The organism is Pyrinomonas sp., from assembly GCF_040289685.1.
GTDB lineage: Bacteria > Acidobacteriota > Blastocatellia > Pyrinomonadales > Pyrinomonadaceae > Pyrinomonas.
The window spans coordinates 1-24,599 of record NZ_PSLQ01000029.1 but is presented as its reverse complement, the minus strand read 5'-3'; the positions used below and the strand labels follow the sequence as shown (position 1 = coordinate 24,599).

At 59.5% G+C, this 24,599-nt stretch carries 18 protein-coding genes and 2 tRNA genes; 4 read left to right on the top strand and 16 right to left on the bottom strand.

The genetic code is table 11. The features are described 5' to 3' along the window. Positions 1 to 71: 71 nt before the first annotated feature. Entirely contained in the window at positions 72 to 1,094 is a 1,023-nt protein-coding gene (gene uvsE, locus C4334_RS08015) for a UV DNA damage repair endonuclease UvsE (RefSeq protein ID WP_352431562.1), read from the top strand. 507 nt (positions 1,095 to 1,601) lie between these two features. Here the strand turns inward: uvsE and C4334_RS08010 are convergent. Then, the gene (locus C4334_RS08010; protein WP_352431561.1) at positions 1,602 to 1,910 is read right to left on the bottom strand and encodes an HU family DNA-binding protein; all 309 of its coding nucleotides are present in this window, start codon (positions 1,908 to 1,910) and stop codon (positions 1,602 to 1,604) included. Between the two features lie 312 nt (positions 1,911 to 2,222). Here C4334_RS08010 and C4334_RS08005 point away from each other — a divergent pair, with 312 nt between their 5' ends. Continuing rightward, positions 2,223 to 2,435: a DUF1427 family protein gene (locus tag C4334_RS08005; RefSeq protein ID WP_352431560.1), complete on the top strand. Its 213-nt coding sequence runs from the start codon at positions 2,223 to 2,225 to the stop codon at positions 2,433 to 2,435. Positions 2,436 to 2,512: 77 nt separating this feature from the next. Here C4334_RS08005 and C4334_RS08000 read toward each other — a convergent pair whose 3' ends face one another. The 14 genes from C4334_RS08000 to C4334_RS07935 all read right to left on the bottom strand — a co-directional run bounded on the left by C4334_RS08000 (position 2,513) and on the right by C4334_RS07935 (position 19,416). After that, complete coding sequence (locus C4334_RS08000) at positions 2,513 to 3,832, bottom strand: adenylosuccinate synthase (protein ID WP_352431559.1); 1,320 nt, start codon at positions 3,830 to 3,832, stop codon at positions 2,513 to 2,515. A gap of 108 nt (positions 3,833 to 3,940) precedes the next feature. Beyond that, a complete protein-coding gene (locus C4334_RS07995; RefSeq protein WP_352431558.1) occupies positions 3,941 to 4,348 on the bottom strand; it encodes a YkgJ family cysteine cluster protein in 408 nt (135 codons plus the stop codon). Between the two features lie 140 nt (positions 4,349 to 4,488). Next, complete coding sequence (gene trxA, locus C4334_RS07990; protein ID WP_352431557.1) at positions 4,489 to 4,836, bottom strand: thioredoxin; 348 nt, start codon at positions 4,834 to 4,836, stop codon at positions 4,489 to 4,491. A gap of 174 nt (positions 4,837 to 5,010) precedes the next feature. Beyond that, complete coding sequence (locus tag C4334_RS07985; RefSeq protein WP_352431556.1) at positions 5,011 to 6,441, bottom strand: glycogen synthase; 1,431 nt, start codon at positions 6,439 to 6,441, stop codon at positions 5,011 to 5,013. A 92-nt stretch (positions 6,442 to 6,533) separates the two neighbouring features. After that, a complete protein-coding gene (gene rho / locus C4334_RS07980; RefSeq protein ID WP_502943419.1) occupies positions 6,534 to 7,934 on the bottom strand; it encodes a transcription termination factor Rho in 1,401 nt (466 codons plus the stop codon). A 264-nt stretch (positions 7,935 to 8,198) separates the two neighbouring features. Then, positions 8,199 to 8,840, bottom strand: a complete 642-nt coding sequence (gene yihA, locus C4334_RS07975; RefSeq protein WP_352431555.1) for a ribosome biogenesis GTP-binding protein YihA/YsxC — start codon at positions 8,838 to 8,840, stop codon at positions 8,199 to 8,201. A gap of 265 nt (positions 8,841 to 9,105) precedes the next feature. Next, complete coding sequence (locus tag C4334_RS07970) at positions 9,106 to 10,935, bottom strand: gamma-glutamyltransferase family protein (RefSeq protein WP_352431575.1); 1,830 nt, start codon at positions 10,933 to 10,935, stop codon at positions 9,106 to 9,108. A gap of 154 nt (positions 10,936 to 11,089) precedes the next feature. Then, positions 11,090 to 12,814: an alpha/beta hydrolase-fold protein gene (locus C4334_RS07965; protein ID WP_352431554.1), complete on the bottom strand. Its 1,725-nt coding sequence runs from the start codon at positions 12,812 to 12,814 to the stop codon at positions 11,090 to 11,092. 250 nt (positions 12,815 to 13,064) lie between these two features. Then, complete coding sequence (gene lon / locus C4334_RS07960) at positions 13,065 to 15,506, bottom strand: endopeptidase La (protein ID WP_352431553.1); 2,442 nt, start codon at positions 15,504 to 15,506, stop codon at positions 13,065 to 13,067. Between the two features lie 137 nt (positions 15,507 to 15,643). Continuing rightward, on the bottom strand, positions 15,644 to 16,876 hold the full coding sequence (gene clpX, locus C4334_RS07955; RefSeq protein ID WP_352431552.1) for an ATP-dependent Clp protease ATP-binding subunit ClpX: 1,233 nt from the start codon (positions 16,874 to 16,876) through the stop codon (positions 15,644 to 15,646). Between the two features lie 85 nt (positions 16,877 to 16,961). After that, a complete protein-coding gene (gene clpP / locus C4334_RS07950; RefSeq protein WP_352431551.1) occupies positions 16,962 to 17,576 on the bottom strand; it encodes an ATP-dependent Clp endopeptidase proteolytic subunit ClpP in 615 nt (204 codons plus the stop codon). 18 nt (positions 17,577 to 17,594) lie between these two features. Further along, positions 17,595 to 19,022, bottom strand: coding sequence for a trigger factor (gene tig, locus C4334_RS07945; protein ID WP_352431550.1), 1,428 nt, complete (start codon positions 19,020 to 19,022; stop codon positions 17,595 to 17,597). A gap of 52 nt (positions 19,023 to 19,074) precedes the next feature. Continuing rightward, positions 19,075 to 19,159 (bottom strand) — tRNA-Leu (locus C4334_RS07940). Positions 19,160 to 19,339: 180 nt separating this feature from the next. Then, a tRNA-Arg gene (locus C4334_RS07935) sits at positions 19,340 to 19,416 on the bottom strand. A gap of 253 nt (positions 19,417 to 19,669) precedes the next feature. Between C4334_RS07935 and C4334_RS07930 the strand changes: the two genes are divergently transcribed. Beyond that, positions 19,670 to 20,650 carry a KpsF/GutQ family sugar-phosphate isomerase gene (locus tag C4334_RS07930; RefSeq protein ID WP_352431549.1) on the top strand — a complete coding sequence of 327 codons (981 nt, stop codon included), beginning with the start codon at positions 19,670 to 19,672 and terminating at the stop codon, positions 20,648 to 20,650. Positions 20,651 to 20,853: 203 nt separating this feature from the next. Then, positions 20,854 to 21,153, top strand: a complete 300-nt coding sequence (locus C4334_RS07925) for a ferredoxin family protein (RefSeq protein ID WP_352431548.1) — start codon at positions 20,854 to 20,856, stop codon at positions 21,151 to 21,153. Between the two features lie 217 nt (positions 21,154 to 21,370). Here the strand turns inward: C4334_RS07925 and ppc are convergent, their stop codons facing one another. Next, positions 21,371 to 24,286 carry a phosphoenolpyruvate carboxylase gene (ppc, locus tag C4334_RS07920; protein ID WP_352431547.1) on the bottom strand — a complete coding sequence of 972 codons (2,916 nt, stop codon included), beginning with the start codon at positions 24,284 to 24,286 and terminating at the stop codon, positions 21,371 to 21,373. Positions 24,287 to 24,599: the final 313 nt, after the last annotated feature.

The following is a 24,599-nucleotide window of genomic DNA, read 5'->3' as shown; positions in this document are numbered from 1 at the left end:
GAATAATAGCAGAAAGTCAGAGAAAATGCTAGCAAAATTTTTTACAAGCTCGCGTGGGGCACAGTGGAATCATGGAGAACGCCAGAAGCATCGGTGGCCACCGTTTGGGTTTCGCCGTCAAAGCGCTAGCTGCGCCCATCCGGTCACACGACACTCGTCGGTGGCAGAGCGGGCCACACCTTCGCACGAGCTTGGAGCATTTCGACCAGATGCTCGATCATCTGGCTGCCAATCGGATCGCGCTCTACCGCATGTCGAGCGATTTCGCCCCGTATTTAACCCATCCGGATCACCCGCGGTTCCATAACCAGTTTCGCGAGGCTGAGCGAGAGATCGAAGTGGCTGCCGCAAAATCGCAGAGCTTGGGCGTGCGCCTTTCGTTTCACCCATCGCAATACATCCTGCTGAACTCGCCCGATGAGGATTTGACCGCTCGTTCGGTTAGGGACATCGACTGGCAGGCGCGTCTGCTCGACCTTTTAGGTCAAGGACCGACGGGCGTGGTCGTGCTTCATCTAGGCGGCGTATATGATAATCGGCGTGCGGCTCTTGACCGTTTCTGTGCGCGGTACGAGAAGCTTCCGGAGCATATCAGGCGGCGGCTCGTGATAGAAAACGACGACCTGCGTTACAGCGTAGCCGACGCCATCGGCGTGCACGAACGGACCGGGGTGCCGGTGGTCTTCGACTTTCTGCACCACCACTGTCTCAACCCGGAAGGGATGGATCTTCGCGAAGCCCTGGAAAGATGCCTCCGGACGTGGCCTGCGGGAGTGTTGCCGAAGATTCACTTCTCCAGCCCGCGCACCGAAATGCGCGCTGTTGAAAGGCGCATCGCAGGTAAACGGGGCGTGCAGGTGCAAGCGCCGCTCGTCACGCAACACGCCGACTTCGTCAATCCTTTCGAGTTCGCATACTTCCTGCGCGCGGCGGCGGGGCTTGAGTTCGACATCATGCTCGAGGCCAAGGCGAAAGACGTGGCGCTGTTGCGTTTGTGCGAAGAGTTTGACAAGCGCCCGTGGTTGCTGAACGGCGAAAAGAAGGTGGGCAGCGAGAAGCGAAAAAGGGCACGACGCATCGAAAGCGGCGGTTGACCCAAGAGTTGGAACCCTCCCGACGTAGTTCTCTTGTGATGAGCTAACGAGGCGCGCGTGGTTTTCCGCTCAGACCCGGTTCGCTCAGATCATCCGATGCAGTCTCCGCCCGAGACTGTTTCAGTGGAATCGGCCAATGTGGGAGCTTCTGGGAAAAGGGATTTGTCGCCGCTGATTTGGAGGCCGGGGCGGATGATAGATGGCAGTGGCGCTACAGCTTGGCGCACCTGTCGCTCGCGCAAGGGGACGTAAATCAGCTCGATGAGCGTTGAGTAGCGCTGCGGTTTGGCGCAACTGTCGCGGTTGCGATTTTTCGATCGGTGGCTCGTCCGCCGAGAAGGACGAGTGCGTTGACTTTTGGCGCGGTTGTTGTGGTCGCGAGCTTTTAATCGGAGCAGGCGGTGACAGCCGAATGAAAAGAGGTCGATGCCGCCTGCGACGAGGTCGCTTGGCGTCAGACGGCTGGCGCAGGCGGCACGAATCAGAAGGTTTTGGACATGAGACGCGCTACTTCTTCGGCACGACGGCATCTTTCAACGCTTTACCGATGCGGAACTTGAGCGTCGTCTTGGCTGGTATGTGGATGGGTTCGCCGGTTTGCGGATTGCGTCCTTCGCGCGCTTTGCGGTGTGACAGGACGAGTTTGCCGAAACCCGGCAGGACGAATTCGCCGTTGCGCTTGACTTCGCGCGTTGCCAAGTCGGCCAGTTCTTGAAAGAAGGACTTGACATCGGCGCGCTTCATTTCAAACTTGTCGGCGAAGTGGTTGACGATCTCCGATTGCGTCATGCGCTTTTTAGCTGCTTTGGTCGCCATCTTCGGTGTTTGTTACCTCCAGTGGATTCGAGTTGTCGCTAGAACTTTGCATTGCAGATATATCACAACGAGGGCGTGTGCGTCTCGGAAAATCTGCCCCAAAGGCCCATCTTCCCTAAGAATTCTCCGACGCCGAAAGCCCCTCGACGAGATCGGCGGGCACGCTAAAAGCGCGCCCACGGAGTGGCCCGGTAATCGGGCGACGAAAGGCGCAAATCTAGCAAATAAGCCGCTCGCTGGCAACCCCACGCGAAGGATATTTCGAACGACATCCTTTTGAGCGGGCGCCGGACGCGTGTTAGTTTTTACTTTATGACAAAGATCATCATCGCCTTGTTGATCGGTTTTCTTATCGGAGCAGCATGCCGGTGGTTCGATATCCCGGTTCCAGCTCCGCCGCAGCTGCTCGGCGTCTTTCTCATCATGTCGATCACAGTCGGTTACAGTTTGACCGACCGTTATCTCGCTTCGCGCGCTGATGCTCACCAATCGCGGACGGAGCAGAAGAAGAGGCAAGATTTGTAGCGCCGGTTTCAATCCATTCGCTCGATGAGCGAGCGGATCGATTCGGCTTCCAAGCGAACGAGATTTCGTTCGAGCTTTCAATCGCGCAACCAAGCTGCGATGGCCGAGTGTTGATGGATGATCGTTTGGCTGCGTTCCGGCCCGGTAGAGATCAAGCCGATTGGGACGCCGATCTCGCGTTCGAGGAACTCCACGTAGCGGCGGGCCTTTTCTGGCAGCTCCTCCCACTGCGTCACGCCGAGCGTCGAGCGGCGCCAGCCCGGCAGCGTCGCGTAAACGGGTTCAACGCGTCGCAACTCCTGCGCCACTGCCGGGAAGGAATCGAGCGCGCGGCCGTCGAGTTTGTATCCGACGCAGACTTTGATCTCCTCCAACGCATCGAGCACATCGAGTTTGGTCAGAGCGATCGAGCTGAATCCATTGATCTCGGCGGCGTAGCGTGTGGCGAAGGCGTCGAACCAGCCGCAGCGGCGCGGGCGCCCTGTGGAGGCGCCGTATTCGCGTCCTCGCTCGCGTATGAGGTTGCCGATTTCCGTCTCTTCACCGAGCATTTCGGTCGGAAACGGTCCTTCGCCGACGCGCGTCGTGTAGGTGCGGACGATGCCGAGTACGCCTGTGATCCGGTGCGGCGCGAGGCCGGAACCGATGCATGCGCCGCCAGCTGTGGTGCTCGATGAGGTGACGAACGGGTACGTCCCGTGATCCACGTCGAGCAGAGTGGCCTGCGCTCCTTCAAGCAGAATGGAACGGCCCGTGCGCGCCGCGCGATTGAGGTACTCGGTCGTATCGGCGACGAACGGGGCGAGGTCCTGAACGGCAGCCCACGTCTCTTGAAAGACGCGTTCGGCATCGAGCGCTTGTCTTCCGTAAGCGACGATGATGCGATTGGCGTCCTCCAGATTACGCTCGATGCGCGCGCGCAAAACGGCTGGGTCAAGCGCGTCCGCGGCGCGAATGCCGCGTCGCCCCGCTTTGTCTTCGTAAGCTGGTCCGATGCCACGCAGCGTCGTTCCGACGCGCTCGTTGCCGAGCCGTTCTTCGCTCGTATGATCGAGCACTCGATGGTAGGGAAGGATTAAGTGGGCACGCGAACTGACGAGCACTCTGTGCGGCGTGATCTCAATGCCTTGCGCGCGCAATCTTGTGACCTCTTCGCGGAAAGCTTGTGGGTCAATGACCATGCCGTTGCCGAGAACGCAGGTCTTGCGTGGATGAACGATGCCTGATGGAAGCAGGTGAAGGACGTAGGACTTTTCGCCGACCTGCACAGAGTGGCCGGCGTTATGTCCGCCTTGGTAACGGGCAACTATGTCGAACCTTTCGGCCAGTAGATCGACGATCTTGCCTTTGCCTTCATCGCCCCATTGGGCGCCGACGATGACGATGATGTGTGACATGTTCGAGCTTTCGAGAGCGCCGCGACCGTGCAGAAGGATTCTGACTCGAAGCGGAGCGGCACGGGGCGCGGCGAGCGATTCCGGCCCGCTTCGATGCGGAAGCGTCCCTTATTGGCGCATCTTCGTCCGTTTGATTTGCACGGGACGATCGACGAAATAGTAGCTGCATGCACCGCGCACCTCTTCCAAATCGCGGCGGTCTATGGGAAACAAACGGCACTGCGTGGGGCGATCCTGATAGATCCCGCAGCTCGTCGTCCCATCCTCATGGCGACGCAAAAAGGGGCATTTGAAGAGCATTTCGCAACACGCGCCGCAACGGTTGCATTCGCCACGCCTCAATGCGAGCGAGGCGATGACCTCCTGTGCTCGGAAATGGGCGTTGACGAAGCGGCGAAGTTTGCCTTGCGCTTGACGCGCGCGCAGTTTGGCATCTTCCACCGCGCGCAGTCGCTTGACGGCAGCGAGCCGCGTCTCAACGCTGCGTCGCGCAGCGAGGATGATGATCTTATTCATCGCTCATATCGCGCCAAAATAGCTGAGGATTGCTCAGCTCCTCAACCTAGCGCTTTTATCAGGCTTTGCAAGGGCCCAAAACGGGCGCGTGGCGTGGAACCGCTTCGACCCCCTATCCACGCCACGCATTCGGCGAAGATCTATTTTTGGGCGTTGGCCGCTGACAGATGCTTTTCGATCATGCGCGCCATCGCCTCTTTCGAGATCGCACCGACAACGCGCTCTTCTTCTTTGCCGTTTTTGAACAAGATCAACGTCGGGATCCCTTTGATGCCGTAGCGCTCTGGCGTCTGCGGATTGTCGTCAACGTTGACTTTGACGATCTTAGCGCTTCCCGCATACTGTTTGGCGATGGCATCCACAGTGGGGGCGAGCATGCGACAGGGAGCGCACCATTCCGCCCAAAAATCGACCAGCACGGGCTTGTCGGCCCGCAAGACCTCCTGTTCGAAAGTGTTGTCCGTCACTTCGAGCACGTGTTCGCTCATGAATGCTTCTTCTCCTTAACCCAATGATTTCCTCTTTCAAACCGGATTCCGGCGCGTGGTCAAATATCGCCGAAAAAGGCTCGGAGCGCAAGTTGTTGCTCGCGCCCTTGCGCGCCTTTCAAAGGCCTTTTAAAGGCGGTTGTCGCGCGCGGCTCAATCTTTTGGCCTGCGCTTTTAGCTCCGCTGGGCGGTGTGGTAAAGCTCCGAGTAGCGCCACGCAGTCGCCTCCCACGAATTGTTCTGGCGCATGCCATTGAGTTGAACGGTGCGCCACACCTCCGGTTCGCCGTAACAGTAAAAAGCCTCGTACAGACTTTCGAGCATGGCCTCAGCGCGGTAGGGACCGAACTTGAAGCCGGTCCCCGTCCGTCGCACGCGATCGAACTGCTCCACCGTATCATCGAGTCCGCCCGTGGCGCGCACTACGGGCACGGTGCCGTAGCGCATGCTATACATCTGATTGAGTCCGCACGGCTCATAGAGCGAGGGCATGAGAAAGATGTCGGCTCCGGCTTCGATCTGGTGTGCCAATGCCTCGCCCGCGTAACCGATGTACACGCCCACGCGATCCGGAGCGCTATCGCGCAAGCTCTGCAGAAACTCTTCGTATTCGCGTGCGCCCGCGCCAAGCGCGATGAAGCATGCTCCCGCTTCGAGCATGGCCCATGCCGCTTCGCGGATCAGGTCATAACCTTTTTGCGCGACCAGACGCGAGATGGTGGCGACAACGGGGCGCGACAGATCAACTGGCAACCCGAAGCGGCGGAGAAGATCGGCTTTACACTCAACTTTGCCAGACGGGTCATCGGCGCTGTAGCGGGCGGCGATCATGGGGTCAGTGGCCGGATTCCAGACTTCGTAATCGATGCCGTTGGTGATGCCGACCAAACGCTCGCGGCGGGCGCGAAGCAACCAGTCGAGGCCATAACCTAGCTCCGGCGTTTGGATTTCGAGCGCGTAACGACGGCTGACGGTGGAGAGCCAGTCGGCGGACATGATCCCGGCCTTGAGCGCCGATGCCGCACCGTTTTGGCGAAAGAGGCCGATGCTTTCGGCGTCACTGAAGTCGAGCGCCGAAAGGTTCTCCACGCCGAACGCTCCTTGATAAGCCAAGTTGTGAATGGAAAAGAGCGTGCGCGTGCGCGCGAAGAACGGATCGCGCGCACGCAACTTAGCCAGCTCGACCATGGCGAAGCCACAGGTCCAGTCGTTGCCATGAACGATGTCGGGCGCTTGTCCGAGCAAGCGAAGCAACGCGAGCGTTGCTCGGCAGAAGAAAGCGAAACGCTCGTGATCGTCGGAGTACCCATAGATGCCCGGGCGCGCAAAATATGTCGGGGCATCGAGAAGAAAGGTGGGGACGCCGCCGGCCTCGCTGTACCAGACGCGGGCTTGATGAATTGTGGCGCGCCAAGGGATTTCAAGCGACTCGAAGACGAGCGCGTCGAGCAAACGGCGGTCCGTACTTTCGTAGAGCGGCGTGAAAAGGGCGACGTCCACCGCTCCCGTGCGGCGTAGCGCTTTAGGCAACGCCCCGGCGACATCGCCGAGCCCACCCGTTTTCGAATAGGGAATGGCTTCCGGTGACAGAAACGCAACGCGCAAAACGAGCCTCCTCAAAGACAGACTTCGAACGAGCCGCCGCGGCGAAGGTTCTTGTCCCTTCGCCGCGCGCGAACCCTTCGCTCGATGGGCTGCTAGCTTTGCATGGATGCGAGGAACTCAGCGTTGTTCTTGGTCTTGCTCATGCGCTCCAAGATGAGTTCCATCTGTTCGACGGGCGATAGCTGACTGAGGACGCGGCGCAAGGCCCAGATCCGGTTCAGGTCCTCTTTGCTCATCAAGAGTTCTTCCTTACGCGTGCCCGAGCGTTGTGGGTCGATGGCTGGGAAGATGCGTTTGTCTGACAGTCGCCGGTCGAGATGGATCTCGCAGTTGCCGGTTCCTTTGAACTCTTCGAAGATGACGTCATCCATGCGCGATCCCGTGTCGATCAATGCCGTCGCGATGATCGTCAGGCTGCCGCCCTCTTCGATGTTGCGCGCCGCGCCGAAGAAGCGCTTCGGACGTTGCAAGGCATTGGCGTCGATGCCGCCCGACAGGATCTTCCCTGAAGGCGGAACCACGGCGTTGTGTGCGCGCGCCAGTCGCGTGAGCGAATCGAGCAAGATGACGACGTCGCGCTTGTGTTCGACCAAGCGCTTCGCTTTCTCGATCACCATATCGGCGACCTGCACGTGGCGCGTCGGCGGCTCGTCGAAGGTCGAGGAGATGACTTCGCCGTTCACCGACCGCTGCATGTCGGTCACCTCTTCGGGACGCTCGTCGATCAACAGGACGATGAGCGTTACTTCCGGGTGGTTCTGCGTGATCGAGTTAGCGATGGTTTGCAACAGCATCGTCTTGCCCGTGCGCGGCGGTGCGACGATCAAGGCGCGCTGCCCCTTGCCGAGCGGCGTCAGCAGATCGATGACGCGCGCGCTCAAGTTATCGGGCGTCGTCTCCATCCGCAACCGTTCGTTCGGATAGAGCGGCGTCAGGTTGTCGAAGAAGACCTTCTCGCGTGCGGCGTCCGGGGCTTCGAAGTTGATCGCCTCGACCTTGATGAGCGCAAAATAGCGCTCGCCTTCTTTGGGCGGGCGGATCTGTCCTGAGATCGTGTCGCCTGTGCGCAGATCGAACTTGCGTATCTGCGACGGACTGACGTAGATGTCATCAGGGCCGGGCAGATAGTTGTATTCGGGCGCGCGCAAGAAACCGAACCCATCGGGAAGCGTTTCGAGCACGCCTTCCGAAAAGATCAAGCCGCTCTTTTCGGTCTGCGCTGCGAGGATTTTGAAGACCAACTCCTGCTTGCGCATTCCCGTAGCGCCAGGGACGCCCAGTTCTTTAGCGATCTGCGTCAGTTTGGAGATAGACATCTCCTTGAGCGTCGCCAAATTGAAGGTCTCGCCGGTAAGCGTCGAGGCGGTGCTCTCTTCGGCTTCTTCTTCGGTCGTCTCTTCGACTTCGAGCGGCGCCTCTTCCGTCATGATGGCGCCATCGCCGTTGTCAGTAGGTGATGTTGCGTTGCTGGTCGTACTCCGTTTTCGTGGCATAAGTTTCGTATCTCAACGGCGCGCGGAGTCGCTGGCTTGGGCCAGCCGCTCCGGCGCGGTTTTGGAAAGGATTCGGAATCACTGTCAAAGTGCTTGAATTTTCGGGGAAACTCGCGCGTGTACCGACGCGCTAAAGGTAAGCACCAAGATGATTCGGCTGATGCCGAACATCCTACGTTTTCAACGCGTTCGCGCTCGACGCGCTCTTTCGGCGTGTGCGCGCGGCGCGAGCAAGTTTTCGCTTCGTGGTGATTTCCACCCGCTTTAGATGCGCGAGGCGTCGTTCGCGTCGCCTGCATTCTTCCCCAGAGCGGATCGGCTCGCCTGTTTGCGGTCTCGAAGCGCCGCGTCGATCGCCCGCCAAACTTCATCGCGTCCTCGCCCGGTCACGGCTGAAAAGGGGATCACTTCGTCGAGATTCAGCGCGCGCCGGATGCGTTCGATCTTTCGTCGCATCTCGTTTTGCGAAAGCTTATCGGATTTCGTGGCGACCGTGATCTGCGGTCTCGCGTGGTACAGCAACCACTCGTGAAGCTGCAGATCCAACTCTGTGGGGTCGTGGCGCGAATCTACAAGGTGAATTGATAGCACAAGCTCCTCGCGTTTGGCAAGGTAGCGCGTGACCATCTCGCCCCAGGCGCGGCGCACTTCGGCTGGCACTCGCGCGTACCCGTAGCCGGGAAGATCCACGAATCGAAAACGTTCGTTGATGAGAAAGAAGTTGAGCGTCTGCGTGCGTCCCGGCGTTGAGGACGTGCGCGCCAGACGTCGCCCGAGCAGGGAATTGATCAAGCTCGACTTGCCCACGTTCGAGCGCCCCAGAAAGGCTATCTCTGGAAGCGACGGCGTGGGCCAGTCGCGCTCCGTCGCCGCGCTTCGAATGAACTCCGCGCTCGTGATCTTCATCGGCGTCGGTGCCAAAGTGACAATCAATATATCTTTGCGCGCCGCGTTTCGACAAGCGAACCGCTCCGCTTTGCTTGCAACGGACGAGCAGCAGCTTGACAGCTAAACGCACTTCATCCCTTTATGGCAAATTTCGTTTTTCCCCATCTCGACGAGCGGTAAGCTTGACAGCTAGGCGCGCCCGTAAGCCTTTCGACTTGGGTTTAACGCCTCGGCGCGGTCCGATTTGAGGTCGCGCAATGGCTCCGGTTTGCGCCCGGGGTTGCTACCACGCGATGCCGTAATCTTCGCCGTGATTGCTCGACCCGCCCCACATCGTCCCATGTTTGCGGTCGAACATAACAGCGTTGATCGGCCCCGAAGTGCGCGCGGCGAAGGTCATCTCATACCCCATCTTGCGCAGTTCGTTCCGCACCCAAGACGGAATCGCTTCGTTGAGCAGGATTCTGCCGGGGCGCGATTCGTGGTTGCCGAAAGAGCTGCGCATCTGGAAACTGTTGAAGTTGGCCGCTTCGGTCGCCTCTTGAACGGTCATGCCGAACTCAACGATGTTCAAGAAGAACTGCAAAAGATTCTGGTCTTGACTGTCGCCGCCTTGAACGGCAAAGGCCAAATAGGGCTGCCCGTCGCGCAAGGCGAGGCTCGGCGTCAAAGTCGCGCGCGGACGCTTGCCCGGCGCGACGACGTTGAAGGGGTTCTCGGCCTCGTCGAGCACGAAGCTTTGCATTCGTTGGCTCAGCCCAATCCCCGTGCGCCCGGCGATCACCGCTGGAATCCAGCCGCCGCTCGGTGTCACCGAGACGACCCAGCCCTCTTCGTCAGCCGCGATGACGGAAGTCGTGCCGGCGTAAAAATCCTTCTCGAACTCTTGCTCGGAACGCGCGCTCTCTTGCTCGCCGCTCTTTGCGCCATCTTTCTCCCGCCGTTCGCCCCAACGCTCCAAAAGCTTCAGGTAGGGATTGCGTTCGCCTTGAAACGGATAAGGATCTCCCGGTTTGATGTTCGGATCGTTGCGCTCCATATTGATGAGCTTCGCTCGCTCGCGCGCGTACTCTTTCGAGAGCAATCCGCGAATGGGTTCGGCGGGCGGAAAATAGGGGTCGCCGTAGTAGAAATCCCGATCGGCGAAAGCTAGGTTCATCGCCTGATAGAGCGTGTGAATGTAACGCGCGCTGTTGTAACCCATCGCGCGCAGGTCGAAGTTCTCCAGAATGTTGAGCGTCTGGAGCATGACGGGTCCCTGCACCCACGTCGTCAACTTGTACACTTCGATCCCTTTGTAGTCGGTCTTAACCGGCTCTTCGATGTAGACGCGCCAGCGGGCCAGATCCTCGAGCGTGAACAAGCCGCCCTGTTCTTGCACGCTGCGCACGATCTCGCGGGCGATGTCGCCTTTGTAGAACCGCTCGTACGCGGCGTAGATCGCCTCTTTGCGGCTCTTGCCTTGTCGCAGCGCCTGTTGTTCGGCTTCGACCAGTTTGCGCAGCGTCGTGGCGAGATCGGGTTGACGGAAGATCTCGCCCGGCTCAGGCGCTTCGCGTTTCTGGCCGAGATGCGGAAGCATCACCTGTCGCGAGTAAGGCCACTGCTTGAGCCGTTCCTTCTCGCGTTCGATCAGGTTGGCTGTTTCCGCCTCGATCGGGTAGCCGTCAGCCATCTGAATCGCCGGTTCGAGCACGTCTTTGAGCGAGAGCTTGCCGAATTCGGCGAGCATAACGAGTATGCCGCCCGGCGTACCCGGCGTAACTGCGGCGAGCGGCCCGTATTCGGGCGGATATTTCATCCCTTTGCGGCGGAAGAATTCTGGCGTCGCGCCCGTCGGCGCAACGCCGAGGGCGTTGATGCCGACGACTTTTCGCGTCTGCGGGTTGTAGATCAACGCTTGCGTTTCGCCGCCCCACCCGAGCGTATCCCACATCGTGCAGGTCGCGGCGATCATCGCGCAAGCGGCATCGACGGCGTTGCCGCCCTTTTGAAAGATCATTGCGCCAGCGGTCGCTGCCAAGGGTTTGCCGGTGATCGCCATCCAATGTTTGGCGTGAAGCGGCGGCTTCTGCGTGCGTTGTTGAGCGTAGAGGTTCGGTCCGAAGATCATATGAGTAAAGATCAAAAGCGCCAAGAGTTTGATTCGAGCCATTCGTCTCTCCTCTGCATAGGTTTTTCGAGGCAGTTGACGCGCACCTTTTCGAGCCTGATCCAAAAGAGGATCTCCGCGCGTCGCTCGCAGGGCAGGTGACGCAATGTGGTTTTCAGTAACGCCAACTCTTCAGATCCGCTCCAGGCGGTGCTGTCTTCTCGATCCGTTCGAGTATCTTGGGGACGTACATCTGGTTGTACCTCAAGCGCGAGATGGCGTTCGGACGTGTGTGATCGCCGTTCCAGCAATGTTCGGCGCGCGGCTCGTAATCCACTTCGCCTGCATAGTGCGGATCTTTCGTCTGTTTGAGGAACTCTTCGACGAGGTAGACGGCATTGTTCAAGAAGTAGTTGTCCATCTCGCCGACGTAGATGTGGATCTTGCCAACCAGTTTCGGCCCGAGCGCGGCCCAGTCGCGGCGCAGAATGTAGCCCAGATCGTAATGCTCGCGCCAATACTGAGCCACTTCACGATCTATCTTGCCAGTCAGTTTATCCCAAATCGGTTTCGGATAACCATCTCGCCCGACGGGCGAGAAGACCGCTTGCCAGATGTCCCATTGTCCGCCTGAGCGCCCTTTGGTGCCGAGCGCCAGTTCCATATGGTTCATGTCCTCGATGGTCGCGACTATCTGGTTGAGGTAGTTGCGCTTGCCAGGACGCGCGAGCCGTTTCCAGTAGCTCGGCATGTAATAAGCGTTTTCATCCTCGTAGATGTTCACCGTCGTGTAGGCGCGAAAATCTATCGGGTCGGGGCAGGCGGCGAAACAGCCGTTGTACATCTCTGGATAGAAGATCTGTGTCGCCAGCGCTTCCCACCCACCAGTCGAGCCGCCGTAGGTAAAGCGCGCCCAACCCTGCCCGATACCGCGGAACCTCTTCTCGATGTAAGGGATGAGTTCGTAATTGATGGCGTCGCCGTACGGGCCGAGGTTGGCCGAATTGACCGCGTAAGAATCATCGTAGTAGGGGTTGGCGTGTTGAATTTTGATGATGATGAACCGCGGGAAGTTCGGGCTGGTCCAGTCCTTGTAGAACTGATAGGCGTACTCTTGGACGATGCGATTGTAGCCTTCGATTCTGAACCGTTCGCTGTATTCGGGCTTCAAATTCGGATCGGGCGGCGTTTCGCGGAACCCGTCGAAGGTCGGCGTAAAATGGTCGTGAAAGACGATCAACGGGTAACGCGCTTCCGGATGTTCGTCGAAACCTGCTGGCAATAGCACCGCCGCGCCGATATAGATCGGGCGCCCCCAGAATTTGGTCAACAGTTGGCTCTGGATGCGGACGTGTTTGATGAATTTGGTATCTTTAGGCGGGTCGATCGGCGGCATCACCCGATCCAGCTCGATGTCGAACTGCTGCGCGCGGCGCGGATCGAGGTCGATCTGCACGGGCGTGCTGTAGAGATTGCCGGGCGCTCGATTCCACTGCTGCCCTTCGCCGCGATCCATCGGGAGTTTGACCGTGTGGCCGTCGGCGCGATGAAAGGTCTCGTACTTGTGGAGCACGGCCTGCACCCAGTACTTGCCGGGCGGGACGTCGGCCAGAGCGCGTCGGGGGTAGCCGAAGGCGCTCTCATCAATGATGGCCCGTTGGTTGGGCTTCCAGCCATCAACGTCGATGCCGAAGACCTGTTGAGTGTTGAGGTCCTCGGTGATCTGAAAGCGCGGTTCGCGTTGGTTGTTGTTCGAGATCAGAAGCAGAAGCCGACCATCGAGCGGCTGGGCGCTGATTGCCGGACGAAAGAAGATGCGAAAGCGAACTTCAGCTTGCGCTGGCGCGATGGCGAAAAAGGAGAAGAGAAGGGCGAAAGGAAGCGCGCGTCGCACTTTCATATGACCTCTTCAGCTCGAAGTTGAAAAAGCTTTTGAAGAACGGCACGAGCCGCAATCGGTTCGCACATCGGATTTCGTCCAGCGCTTTCTGCGCGCGCCGGGATAGCGTCTCGTCCCTCAATGCGTGAGCGGATTTTAGCACACCTTGGCGACGAGAGCGCCACTTGACAGCCTCAATCGGCACAAAGAGAGGCGGCGCGAGATGAATCGCCTCGCGCCGCCTCTTCGCTCGAAAGCTAGCCTTTGGTCTTCAACTTTCCGTCATGGTCGGCGTTCCGGGTTGTGTTGGGGCGTCGGTGGTCCACAAAGAGGGATGGGTCGCTTCGTCGGTCGGGCCGACCTCGGTCGGGCAAGCGCTTTCGAGCGCCAGCGCGAGCACTTCGTCAATGGTCTCGACCAGTTCGATGTTGAGCGCGTTGCGGACCTCTTCCGGCACTTCGACCAAATCCTTCTCGTTCTCTTTCGGGATGATAACGGTCGAAATGCCGAAGCGATGCGCTGCAAGCAGCTTCTCTTTGATGCCGCCCACGGGAAGAACGCGCCCGCGCAAGGTGATCTCGCCCGTCATGGCGATATCGGCTCGCACGGGGACGCGCATCAAGACGGAGGCCATCGCTGTTGCCAGCGTGATGCCCGCCGATGGGCCGTCCTTTGGGATCGCGCCCTCTGGGATGTGGACGTGCAGATCGCGTTTGCGGATGAAGTCAAGGCTCATTCCGAGTCGTTCGGCGCGCGCCTTGATGCAAGTGAGGGCGGCTTGGGCCGATTCCTGCATCACGTCGCCGAGCTTGCCGGTGAGCGTGACGTTGCCGCGTCCTTGCGTCAAAGTCGCTTCTATCTGAAGGACGTCGCCGCCGACTTCGGTCCAGGCAAGGCCAGTCGCCAATCCGACTTCGTTCGTCGCGGTCAGACCTTGAGCGCGGAATTTGATCGGGCCGAGCATCTCTCGGACGCGCTCGGCATCGATCACTTCTTTGAAATTAGCGCCCGCCTTTTGCGCGACGAGTTTGCGCGCCACTTTGCGGCAGCAGGAACCGATCTCGCGCTCCAAGTTGCGCACGCCTGCTTCGCGCGTGTAATGGCGAATGATTTCCAGCAGCCCGTCTTCGGTGAATTCGATCTGATTCGGTTTCAAGCCGTTTGCTTCGGCTTGCTTGGGTACGAGGTGACGGCGCGCGATCTCTAGCTTCTCGCGCTCGGTGTAGCCCGAAAGGCGCAAGATCTCAAGTCGGTCTTGCAGCGCCGGCGGGATCGTGTGGAGCACGTTGGCCGTCGCGATGAAGAAGACCTTCGACAGGTCGTAATCGACATCCAGATAGTGATCGTGAAAAGCGTGGTTCTGTTCCGGATCGAGCACTTCAAGCAAGGCTGCCGCCGGATCGCCGCGAAAGTCCATGCCGAGCTTGTCAACCTCGTCGAGCAACATCACCGGATTGATCGTCCCAGCCTTCTTCATCATCTGGATGATCTGACCCGGCAACGCGCCGATGTATGTGCGACGATGGCCGCGAATCTCCGCTTCATCGCGGACGCCGCCCAAGCTCAGACGAACGAACTTCCTGCCGGTCGCGCGCGCGATCGATTTGCCCAAGCTGGTCTTGCCGACGCCCGGCGGACCGACGAAGCACAGGATCGAGCCTTTGGGGTTCTTGACCAATTGACGGACGGCCAAGTACTCAAGGATGCGCTCTTTGATCTTCTCCAAGCCGTAATGGTCTTCGTTCAAGACCTCTTCGGCCTTCTGCAGATCGCGCACCTCTTTCGATTCCTGCTTCCACGGCACGCTCAGGAGCCAGTCGATGTATGTGCGCGAGACGGTCCCTTCGGCGGACATCGGCGGCATCGCTTCCAGGCGATTGAGTTCTTGCAGCGCCTTCTCTTTGGCCTCCGCCGACATACCGGCCTCTTCGATCTTTTTACGCAGTTCGTCGAGTTCGGCCTTTTCGTCTTTGCGCCCGAGTTCTTTGTGAATCGCTTTGATCTGTTCGTTCAAGTAGTATTCGCGCTGCGCCTTCTCCATTTGGCGCTTGACGCGGTTCTGAATGGTCCGGTCGATCTGCCGCTTTTCGACCTCGATCTCCAGCAGCTCGACGATGCGTTGCAGCCTTTCATGAACGGAAAAGATTTCGAGCAGCCCTTGCTTGTCTTCGACCGAAATGCGCATTTGCGAGGCGAATTGATCGGCCATCTGCGCCGGATCCGGATTGCGAAGCGCTGCTTGGAGCGCGTCGGTCGGGACTTCCGGCGCGAGTCGCATGTGCTGTTCGAGCAGTTGCGCGATGCGTTGGATCAGCGCCTCGACGCGCAACCCCGCCTCGGCAGCGACCGGGGCGCGCCGGACCACAGCGGTAAAGGTTCCGGCGTCGTTTTCAACGCGAATCGCCGTGGCGCGTTCGCGCCCTTCGACGATCACTTTGATCTGACCGTTTTCTTGGCGTTGCGCTTGGAGGATGCGGGCGATGGTGCCGACGCGATAGATCTGTTCCGGCGTCGGCTCATCGACCGAGGCGTCGTGTTGAGTGGCGAGAAAGATCGTACGATCGGTGGCGAGCGCTTTTTCGAGCGCGCGGACCGAGCCGGGTCGTCCGATCTTGAACGCGACTTTGGTCCATGGAAAGATGACCACGTCGCGGATGGGCACCATCGGGTAACGCGCGATGTCCTTCGGAGTGTTGTCGGAGTATTCTTCCATAGCCTGCCTTATGTGTTAGCGATCCTGCCCAAGTTGCGAAGGGCGAGACGCGCTACCGTGAGCCGCTCGCCCTCCGTTCATGATCTGTACGAAAGATGATTTTAGAACACTTTCGGGGCAAATGCCACTCGCAGCGTTCAGGCCGCCGCGCCGTCGAGCAGTTCGGCGGGGAAGACGCGACGCCGTTCGACCATTTCGCGGGTGATGATCAGTTCTTTGATGCGCCGTTGGCCGGGCAGTTCGTACATCGCATCGAGCAACAGCTCTTCCATGATCATCATCAGCCCGCGCGCGCCCACTTTACGTTGCACGGCTTGATGGGCGATGGCGCGCAACGCTTCGTCGGTGAAACGCAGTTTGATGTTGTCGTACTCGAACTTCTTCTGGTACTGCTTGACGAGCGCGTTCTTCGGCTCGGTCAAGATGCGCGCGAGCGCCGCTTCATCCAGTTCGTGCAAAACGGCGAGCACCGGAAGACGCCCGACAAACTCCGGGATCAGGCCGTAGCGAACCAGATCCTCCGGTTGCACGTGCGCCATGGCTTCGGCGTAGCGGTTCGCGCCGGGTCGGATCTCGGCTTGAAAGCCGAGCGATTTATTGCGCAGTCTTTTTTCGATGACCTTCTCCAGCCCGACGAAAGCGCCGCCGCAAATGAAGAGGATGTTGGTCGTATCAACGGGGAAGAACTCTTGGTGCGGGTGCTTGCGCCCGCCCTGCGGCGGGACGTTGGCGATGGTCCCTTCGAGTATTTTAAGCAACGCTTGCTGGACGCCTTCGCCCGATACGTCGCGCGTGATCGAGGGGTTCTCGTCCTTGCGGCAGATCTTGTCCACCTCGTCGATGTAGATGATGCCCTGTTGCGCCCGCTCGACATCGCCGCCGGCAGCTTGCAGCAGACGCAAGATGATGTTCTCGACATCTTCACCAACGTAGCCAGCTTCCGTCAACGTGGTGGCATCGACGATGGTGAAAGGAACTGAAAGGATGCGCGCGAGAGTCTGTGCCAGAAGCGTTTTGCCTGTGCCGGTCGGTCCGATCAGCAGAATGTTCGACTTTTGGATCTCGATGTCGCTCCGGCGGCGGGCCAGTTCAATACGTTTGTAGTGTTGATAGACGGCGACGGCCAGCCGTTTTTTCGTCTCCTCTTGCCCGATGACGTACTCGTCGAGGAACGCTTTGATCTCAGCGGGTTTCGGCAACGGCGGGCGCGACGCGACCGGTTCCGGCTGATCGTCCGAGATGATCTCGTTGCAGATATCGATGCACTCGTTGCAGATATAAACGCTCGGCCCTGCAATGAGCTTTTTCACTTCATTCTGTGATTTGCCACAGAAGGAGCAGCGCAGCGTTTCGTCGGTTCGGCGTACCATGTGCGTTCAGTAAAGTGCAATGCCCGAAGGGCTCGAACGCGCCGCGGCGATTAAGTTCCGGTGCGTTCGAGCCCTTATGCAGGGCTCATTCGCGGTGAACGATCACCTCATCGATCAAGCCGTACTCTTTGGCCTGCATGGCCGACATGATGCGGTCGCGTTCCACGTCGCGTTCGATGACTTCGTAAGGTTGTCCGGTGTGCTTGGCGAGCAAGCGCGAGGTCAACTCCCTCATCCGCAAGATCTCCTCGGCTTGGATGCGGATATCGGTCGCCTGCCCTTGCGCTCCTCCCGATGGCTGATGGATCAAGATGCGCGAGTTCGGCAGAGCGAACCGTTTCCCCTTCGTGCCCGCTGCTAGGAGCAACGCGGCCATCGAGGCGCACTGCCCGACGCAGATCGTCGTCACGTCGGGGCGGATGAACTGCATCGTGTCGTAAATGGCCATGCCTGCCGTGATCGAGCCGCCCGGCGAGTTGATGTAGAGGTTGATATCTTTTTCTGGATCTTCCGCCTCCAAGTAGAGCATCTGCGCGACGATCAGATTGGCGATCTGATCGTCGATCGGCGTACCCAGGAAGATGATGTTGTCTTTGAGCAAACGCGAATAGATATCAAAAGCGCGTTCGCCGCGCGACGTTTGCTCAACGACCATCGGGATCAGTGCCATGTGTGACTCCAGACCAGTTTGTCGCCGCATAGTTCTTTCGTCCGATCCTCATCGGTCTTGTTCCGAAGTTGAATCCGACGTTGAACCGGAAGATTCGGCGTCCGAAGAAGGCGAAGCGGAAGCGGCGCTCGTCTCGGTGGACGCTTCCTCTTCCGCTCGCGCCTCTGGGCGCCACTCTTCATCGCGAATCTTTGCGTTTTCAATAACGAGGGTCAGCGCCTTTTGTTGGCGTAACCCACTGGCGATGCTATGTTGGGCTTCTTCCTTTGTCAAGGCAGCGCGCACGCGTTCGGGCGATTCTTGAATGGCGCGCGCGAAGCGTTCGATCTCGGCTTCGATCTCCTCGTCACTGACGTTGATCTCTTCTTGCTCGGCGATGCGTTCAAGCAGTAGTTCCGCGCGCACGTTCTCCTCGGCCCGTTGCTGCGTCGCTGCCGCGACCTCGTCCCAGCGGATCTCCTCATTGCGCGGGTCGATGCCCATTTGCATCAAGCGTTGCACGCTCGTCTCGAGCAGGCGGCGGGCTTCTCGCTGGACCAGCGTGGCAGGCACTTCGAACTGGTGCGCGTCGAGCAGTTTTTTGATCGCTTCGTCGCGCAGCCGGCGTTCGGCCTCTTGGCGCGCATATCCTTCCAACCGTTGGCGAATTTGCTGGCGCAGTTCGTCGAGCGATGAAATCCCTTCGCCCATGCTCTTAGCCCACTCATCGTCCATTTCCGGCAACTCTTTGCGTCGGACGGCGATGACCTGCGCGGTGTATTCGACGCGCTTGCCCGCTAGTCCTTGAGCCTTGTAATCGGGTGGGTACTCAACTGTGAAGCTCTTCGCCTCTTCCGGGTGAACCCCTTGGAGATTCTCATTGAAGGCCGAAAGCACGCCCTCTTCGCCGAGCACGACGTCAACTTCGTCGATTTTGATCTCTTCGGCTTGCGGGTCATCAACGAAGCGTCCGCGAAGGTTGACCGTCACCGTATCGCCCGTTTGCGCCCCGCGGTCCTCGACGGGGACGAGCACAGCCGATGACTCGCGCATCTGCGCGAGGACCTCTTCGATTTCTTCATCCGTCACTGGACGGATGCGGCGGACCAGTTCGATCCCCCGATATTGGCCCAGTTCGACCCTCGGCAGAACCTCGATGGCTGCGTGGATGGTCAGCGGTTCAGAACCGAGCCGCTCGAGGCTCTCGACGTCGGCAAAGCGCAACTGCGGTTCGCCGATGACGTCGAAAGGGTGTTGTTGCAGTGCTTCGCTCAGAGCTTGCGGGATCAACTCGCCGAGCACTTCGCCGCGAATCTCTTTTTTGTACCGTTGGCGGACCATCGCTTGCGGCGCGCGCCCAGGGCGAAATCCGGGGACCGCGGCGTGGCGCGCGAGCGCGTTGCTGACGCGGTCGACTTCGGCCCGTATGCGCTCGGCTTCGATCTCGATGCGCAACTCTTTGCGCGTAGGCGAAATGTCGATGACTTCGGTCTTCATTCTCGGTTCACCATTCGTTGTGCCGTGGATTGCGAGCTTGAAGGAGAAGGGTTGGTGCGAAAGGGGGGACTCGAACCCCCACCCCTTGCGGGACGTGATCCTAAGTCACGCGCGTCTACCGGTTCCGCCACTTTCGCGTGCCAACACGGAGTTTTCAAACTCGTGGACGTTCTCCTGTGGAGCAACCAAGATTAAAACATTTCTCGCGGTGCTGTCTAGTTGAAGCAAACAGTCTCAACGCGAAGTTTCGTGCGAAGGGGCTACGGTGAGAAAGGGATTTGATGTCGAGCGCTCGGTTTCACGGACCGGCAAGGCGATGGTGCCCGCGGCAGGATTCGAACCTGCGACCTTTGGTTCCGGAGACCAACGCTCTAATCCACTGAGCTACGCGGGCGCAAACGGAAAAATAGCATAAAGGCGGATCTTTTTTCCAGCGCGAGCGCAATGGCCGAGCTTGCCCGCGAAGCGTTCAGTTTTCATGGAAGCTGGAGAGATGGTTGGGGGCGTGCTCGCCGGTTTGTCGGCAGTCCCCGGTGGAAGCGAAAAGCGAACCGTTTAGGCGCGCATCGGCGCTTGTCGAAAAGCTGCGCTAAGAAGTATGCTTCACCGTTTCGCTTGGCGAAATCAGTCGGAACCAACTGGAAACGATGCAACACGATCACGTCGCTGAAGTCAGACGCTTTTTGACGCTCGAAGCCGAAGCGATTGCACGCACGGCAGCGCGCCTCGACCAGCCATCGGTGGAAAGCGCTATCGCTTTGTTGTCTGCATGTCGCGGCAAAGTGATCACAACGGGCATCGGAAAATCGGGCAACATCGCGCAAAAGGTCGCCGCCACCATGACGAGCACGGGAACACCGGCCCTTTATCTTCATCCGTCCGATGCGCTGCACGGCGGGTTAGGAATGGTCGGTCCGGATGACGTGGTGATCGCCATCAGCAACAGCGGTGAAACCGACGAGATCATCGCCATGCTCCCTTCTTTGAAGCGGCGCAACGTGCCCGTGATCGCCATCCTTGGAGATCTGGCTTCAACGCTGGCACGGCGCGCCGACGTCGTGCTCGACGCTTCCGTGGACAAGGAAGCGTGCCCTTTCAACCTCGCACCGACGGCCAGCACCTCCGTGGCCTTGGCGCTCGGCGACGCTTTGGCGCTCACCTTGATGCAGTTGAAGGGGCTCACGCCGGAAGAGTTTGCGCTCAACCATCCGGCTGGGAGATTGGGCAAGCGCTTGACTTTGCGCGTGGGGGATCTGATGCACAGCGGCGAGCAGAACCCGACAATCGGCCCCGATGCAACGCTGCTCGATGCTGTGCGCGCCATCACACGCGGTGGACTCGGTGCGGTCAACGTCGTCGACGAGCGACGCCGGTTGATCGGCCTCATCACCGATGGCGATCTTCGACGGGCTTTCGAGCGAAGCCATCTAGCCGACCTTGCCGCTCTACGTTGCTCGGCGGTGATGACGCGCACGCCTGTTGTCGTCTCGCCTGCAACGCTCGCCTACGACGCGCTTCGGCTGATGGAGGATCGTCCTTCGCAGATCTCCGTCCTTCCGGTGGTGGAAGCCGATGGGACCTGCATCGGGTTGATCCGTTTGCACGACATCGTGCGAAGCGGGCTATAAGGCGGCTTGCGGCGGTGGCGAAGGTTTCGCAAGAAGATCAAATTTTTGCGCTCGCGGCGATTACTTTGGTCACTCGCTTAACAAGCGAGCGTCGATAGAGTATGTTTGCCCGAAGCGCCTTGATCGGTAGGCGCTGAATCGTCATCATCTGTTAGATGGTCGCCGCATGAGGCGTTCTTGATGAGCACTGAAGGAGGTACTTAATGACCTACGTCGTTACCGAACCTTGCGTAGATTGCAAATACACCGACTGCGCTGCCGTTTGTCCGGTGGAAGCGTTTCATGAGCTGCCGGACCGTTTGGTGATCAATCCGAACACGTGTATCGATTGCGATGCGTGCGTGCCGGAGTGTCCCGTGGAAGCCATCTACCCGGACGTGAACGTACCTGATGAGTATCAAGACTGGATCCGTCTCAACGCTGAAGAAGCGGAGAAATATCCGATCATCAGCACGAAGAAACCGGCGCTGCATGGGCCGAACTGCGCTGGACCAGAAGAGTGAAACGGGCGGGAACGGATTAGCTGGCGGCGCGGCACAACGCTTTCGTTTCCGCGCCGCTTCCCTTTGCCTCAATTCAACTCATGAAGATCAGTTTCAAGCCGAACTGAAACTGTCGCGAACTACCACTGACTCGTGTGCGTTGGATTGGCCCGAATCCCGATGCCGCCAGAACCGAGCGCCAGCGGCGGGGCGGGCAGAAAGACGGAGTTGACATCGTTCAACCGGTGTTGCGTAATCCGGCGGCGATGCCGTTGATGGTCAGCAAAACGGCGTAAAGCAGTTTGTCGCGCTCTGCGGAAGCGGCCTCACAAGCTCCGCTTGCGCCAGCGCGTTTGCGCGCCAGCAGTTCGACCTGTAAGTAGCTCAGCGGATCGACGTACGGATTGCGCACGGCGATCGAGCGTTGCAACACTGGCCAGTTATCGAGCAGCCTCTTCTCGCCAGAGATCGCCAGCACCATGCGCCGCGTGCGCTCATACTCTGCGGCCAGCAGACGAAAGATGCGGCGACCGAGCTTCTTGTCAGAAGTGCGCGTGGCGTACTGACGCGCGATCTGCATGTCGGCTTTGGCCAGCGCCATTTCGACGTTCGACAGCGTGCTGTGGAAAAAAGGCCACGCGCGGTACATTTCGCGCAGCAAACGCAAATGCGCGCGCGGACTCCGTCGCAAAAAACTTTCAAGCGCCGTGCCGACGGCGAGCCAGCCGGGAACGAGATGTCGGCTTTGCGTCCAGCCGAAGACCCAGGGGATGGCACGCAGGTCGTCCAAACTGCGCGAGCCGACTTTGCGTTTGGTTGGGCGCGAGCCGATGCGCAGGTGCTGTAGCTCTTCGATGGGTGTGGCTTGAGTGAAGTAGTCGTAGAAGCCTTCGGTTTCGCGCACGAAGCGCCGGTAGGCGGCAAAAGCCTCCTCGGAGATGCGCTCCATGGCCTCTTTCCAACGAGCGGCGCGGGCGTCGTCTTCGCGCGGCAGGCTTGCGGCGATCACGGCGGCGGTGGTCATCTCCAAGTTGCGAAGCGCGATCTCGAGAAGACCGTATTTCGAAGAGATCACTTCGCCCTGTTCGGTGATTTTAATGCGTCCGGCTACTGTGCCCGGCGGTTGGGCCAAAATGGCTTCATGCGTCGGGCCGCCGCCGCGTCCGATGCTGCCGCCGCGCCCATGAAAAAGCCGCAACTCGATGCCGCGCGCGCGCGCTTGGGCCCAAAGTCTTTCTTGAGCTTTGTAAAGCTCCCATGCTGAAGTCAAAATGCCGCCGTCTTTGCTGCTGTCCGAGTAACCGATCATGATCTCCTGCAGATTGGCATGAGCTTGCAGGTGTTTTTGGTAGACGGGATTTTCAAACAGTCGGCCCATCACGTCGGGCGCGCGACGCAGATCATCGATCGTTTCGAAGAGCGGAACCACGGCAAGCCTGCTCATCGGCAAGGCGCCATCGCCGTCGGTGGGCCATTGCCAGAGTCCGGCTTGTTTGGCGAGAACGAGCACGGCGAGAAGATCGCTTGCGTCGCGCGTCATGCTGACGATGTACGTGCGAATGGCACCGGGGCTGATCTCATCGAGCGCGCGCCGGGCGACGCGAAAGACGTTGAGCGTTTCGGTCGTCTCGTCACTGAAGCGCGCATCGGGACTGAAGAGCGGACGCGGTGAGATGAGTTCTTCCGTCAGCCATGCGACGCGCGCTGGTTCCGCCATCTGCGCGTAATCTTCGTTCATGCCGAGCGCGCGCGTCAGTTCGGCGAGCGCTGCGGTATGGCGTTCGCTATGTTGACGAAGATCGAGCGTCGCCAAGTGAAGGTCGAAGGCTGCTGTTTGGCGCATGAGCCGGTCCACTTCGCGTGCCGCGTGCGTCGCTTGATTGGCAAGAAGGCTGTCGCGGATCAATCGCAAGTCTTCCCAAAGCTCGCGCCCCGTTCGGTAAACGCGGTCGGACGCCCCCTTGGGGCGCGTCAACAGCGCGATGATCGGCAGACCCGGACGGGTTGAGATCAGCGTCTGCGGCGACTCGATGCGCAGCGCTGAGGCGAGATCGCGATTGCGCCGCAACGTGTTCTCCAGTCTGACGTAGATGAAAGAGAGCTTTTGCCGGTAAGGCTCTTCCGGATTGCGTCGCGCGATCTCGTCGGCGACCTCGGGCATAAGGCGCGCGTCTTCGGCGAGCGAGGCGCGCAGCTCTTCGGTCGGCGGGGCGAAGCGCTCTGATTGACTGAGGCGTTGGCTCAAGTCGGCCACGGCGGTCAAATACTTGCGCAGGATCAATCGCTGCTGTCGGCGCAGGGCTTCCCAAGTGACTTCGGGCGTGACGTAAGGGTTGCCATCGCGGTCGCCGCCGATCCACGAGCCGAAACGTATCGGCGCGGCGCCGTCGCGCAAGCGGACTCCAGGATAGCTCTCGTCGAGCCTACGCTGCAGCTCTTCGAGCAAAGTGGGCAACGCATCGAAAAGCGTCGCGTCGAAGTAGTAAAGGCCGTTGCCCACTTCGTCGAGCACCGTTGGTTGCGTTTGTCGCACTTCGTCTGTTTGCCAAATTAGCTCGACTTCTGCCGCCAACCTCTCCTGCAAGCGATCGCGCTCGCGTGGCGTCAAGTCGCGCCGGTCAAAAGCGGCCAGCAGATCAGCGATGCGACGGTGTTTCATGAGCAGCGTTCGCCGGGCCGCTTCGGTCGGATGGGCTGTCATCACGGGCACCACTTCCAAACGATCAATGATCTGCTGGACGAGATGACTCATCTCCTCAGGCGACGCGACGTCGTTCGATAAACGTTGAAAAGTATCGGCCAGCGAGCCGCGCTGCGGATGATTCGGCGTGTGAAGTTCGTAGTGCCGTTTGCGCCGGATGCGGTGGTGTTGCTCGGCGATGTTGACGAGCTGGAAGTAGACCGCAAAGGCGCGAATCACGCCGATCGTTTCATCGAGATCAAGGTTTCGCAGCAGCCTCTTCAATCTGCGCTCGTCGGCGAGCGAGGGCATGGCGCGGAGCCGCTTGCAGAGCAGACGGACGCGCTCTTCAGTCTCGAAAAGCTGCTGACCGCCAAGCTTTTTGAGCGTCTCGCCGAGAAGATCGCCCAGCCGCCTGATGTCGGCGCGAAGCGGCGCGTCCTTGGCGCGGCGGCTACGTTGCGTTTGTTCCATGGCGGCCATATTTTCGCCGAAAAGGGCGTGGACGTGAAGATGATCTCCACAGCTAGGAATCTGGCCGGGAGGTCTTGGGGGCCTCTGCTGATCGATGAGTCAAACGAATAGAAGGTCGAAACTGAATGAGTCCCTTGGTGCCGATCTGATTGACGGGCTAAGTGAACAATAGACCGAAACCAAACCGGAATCAACCCACGCTGAACAGCCAGCGACCTTGTCGGCCAAGTGAATAATCGGCCAAGTGAATAATAAGTCAGAACCAAATCTCTTGACATCCTCCCCACAGCTAAAGCCGGGGGATTCCCGGAGG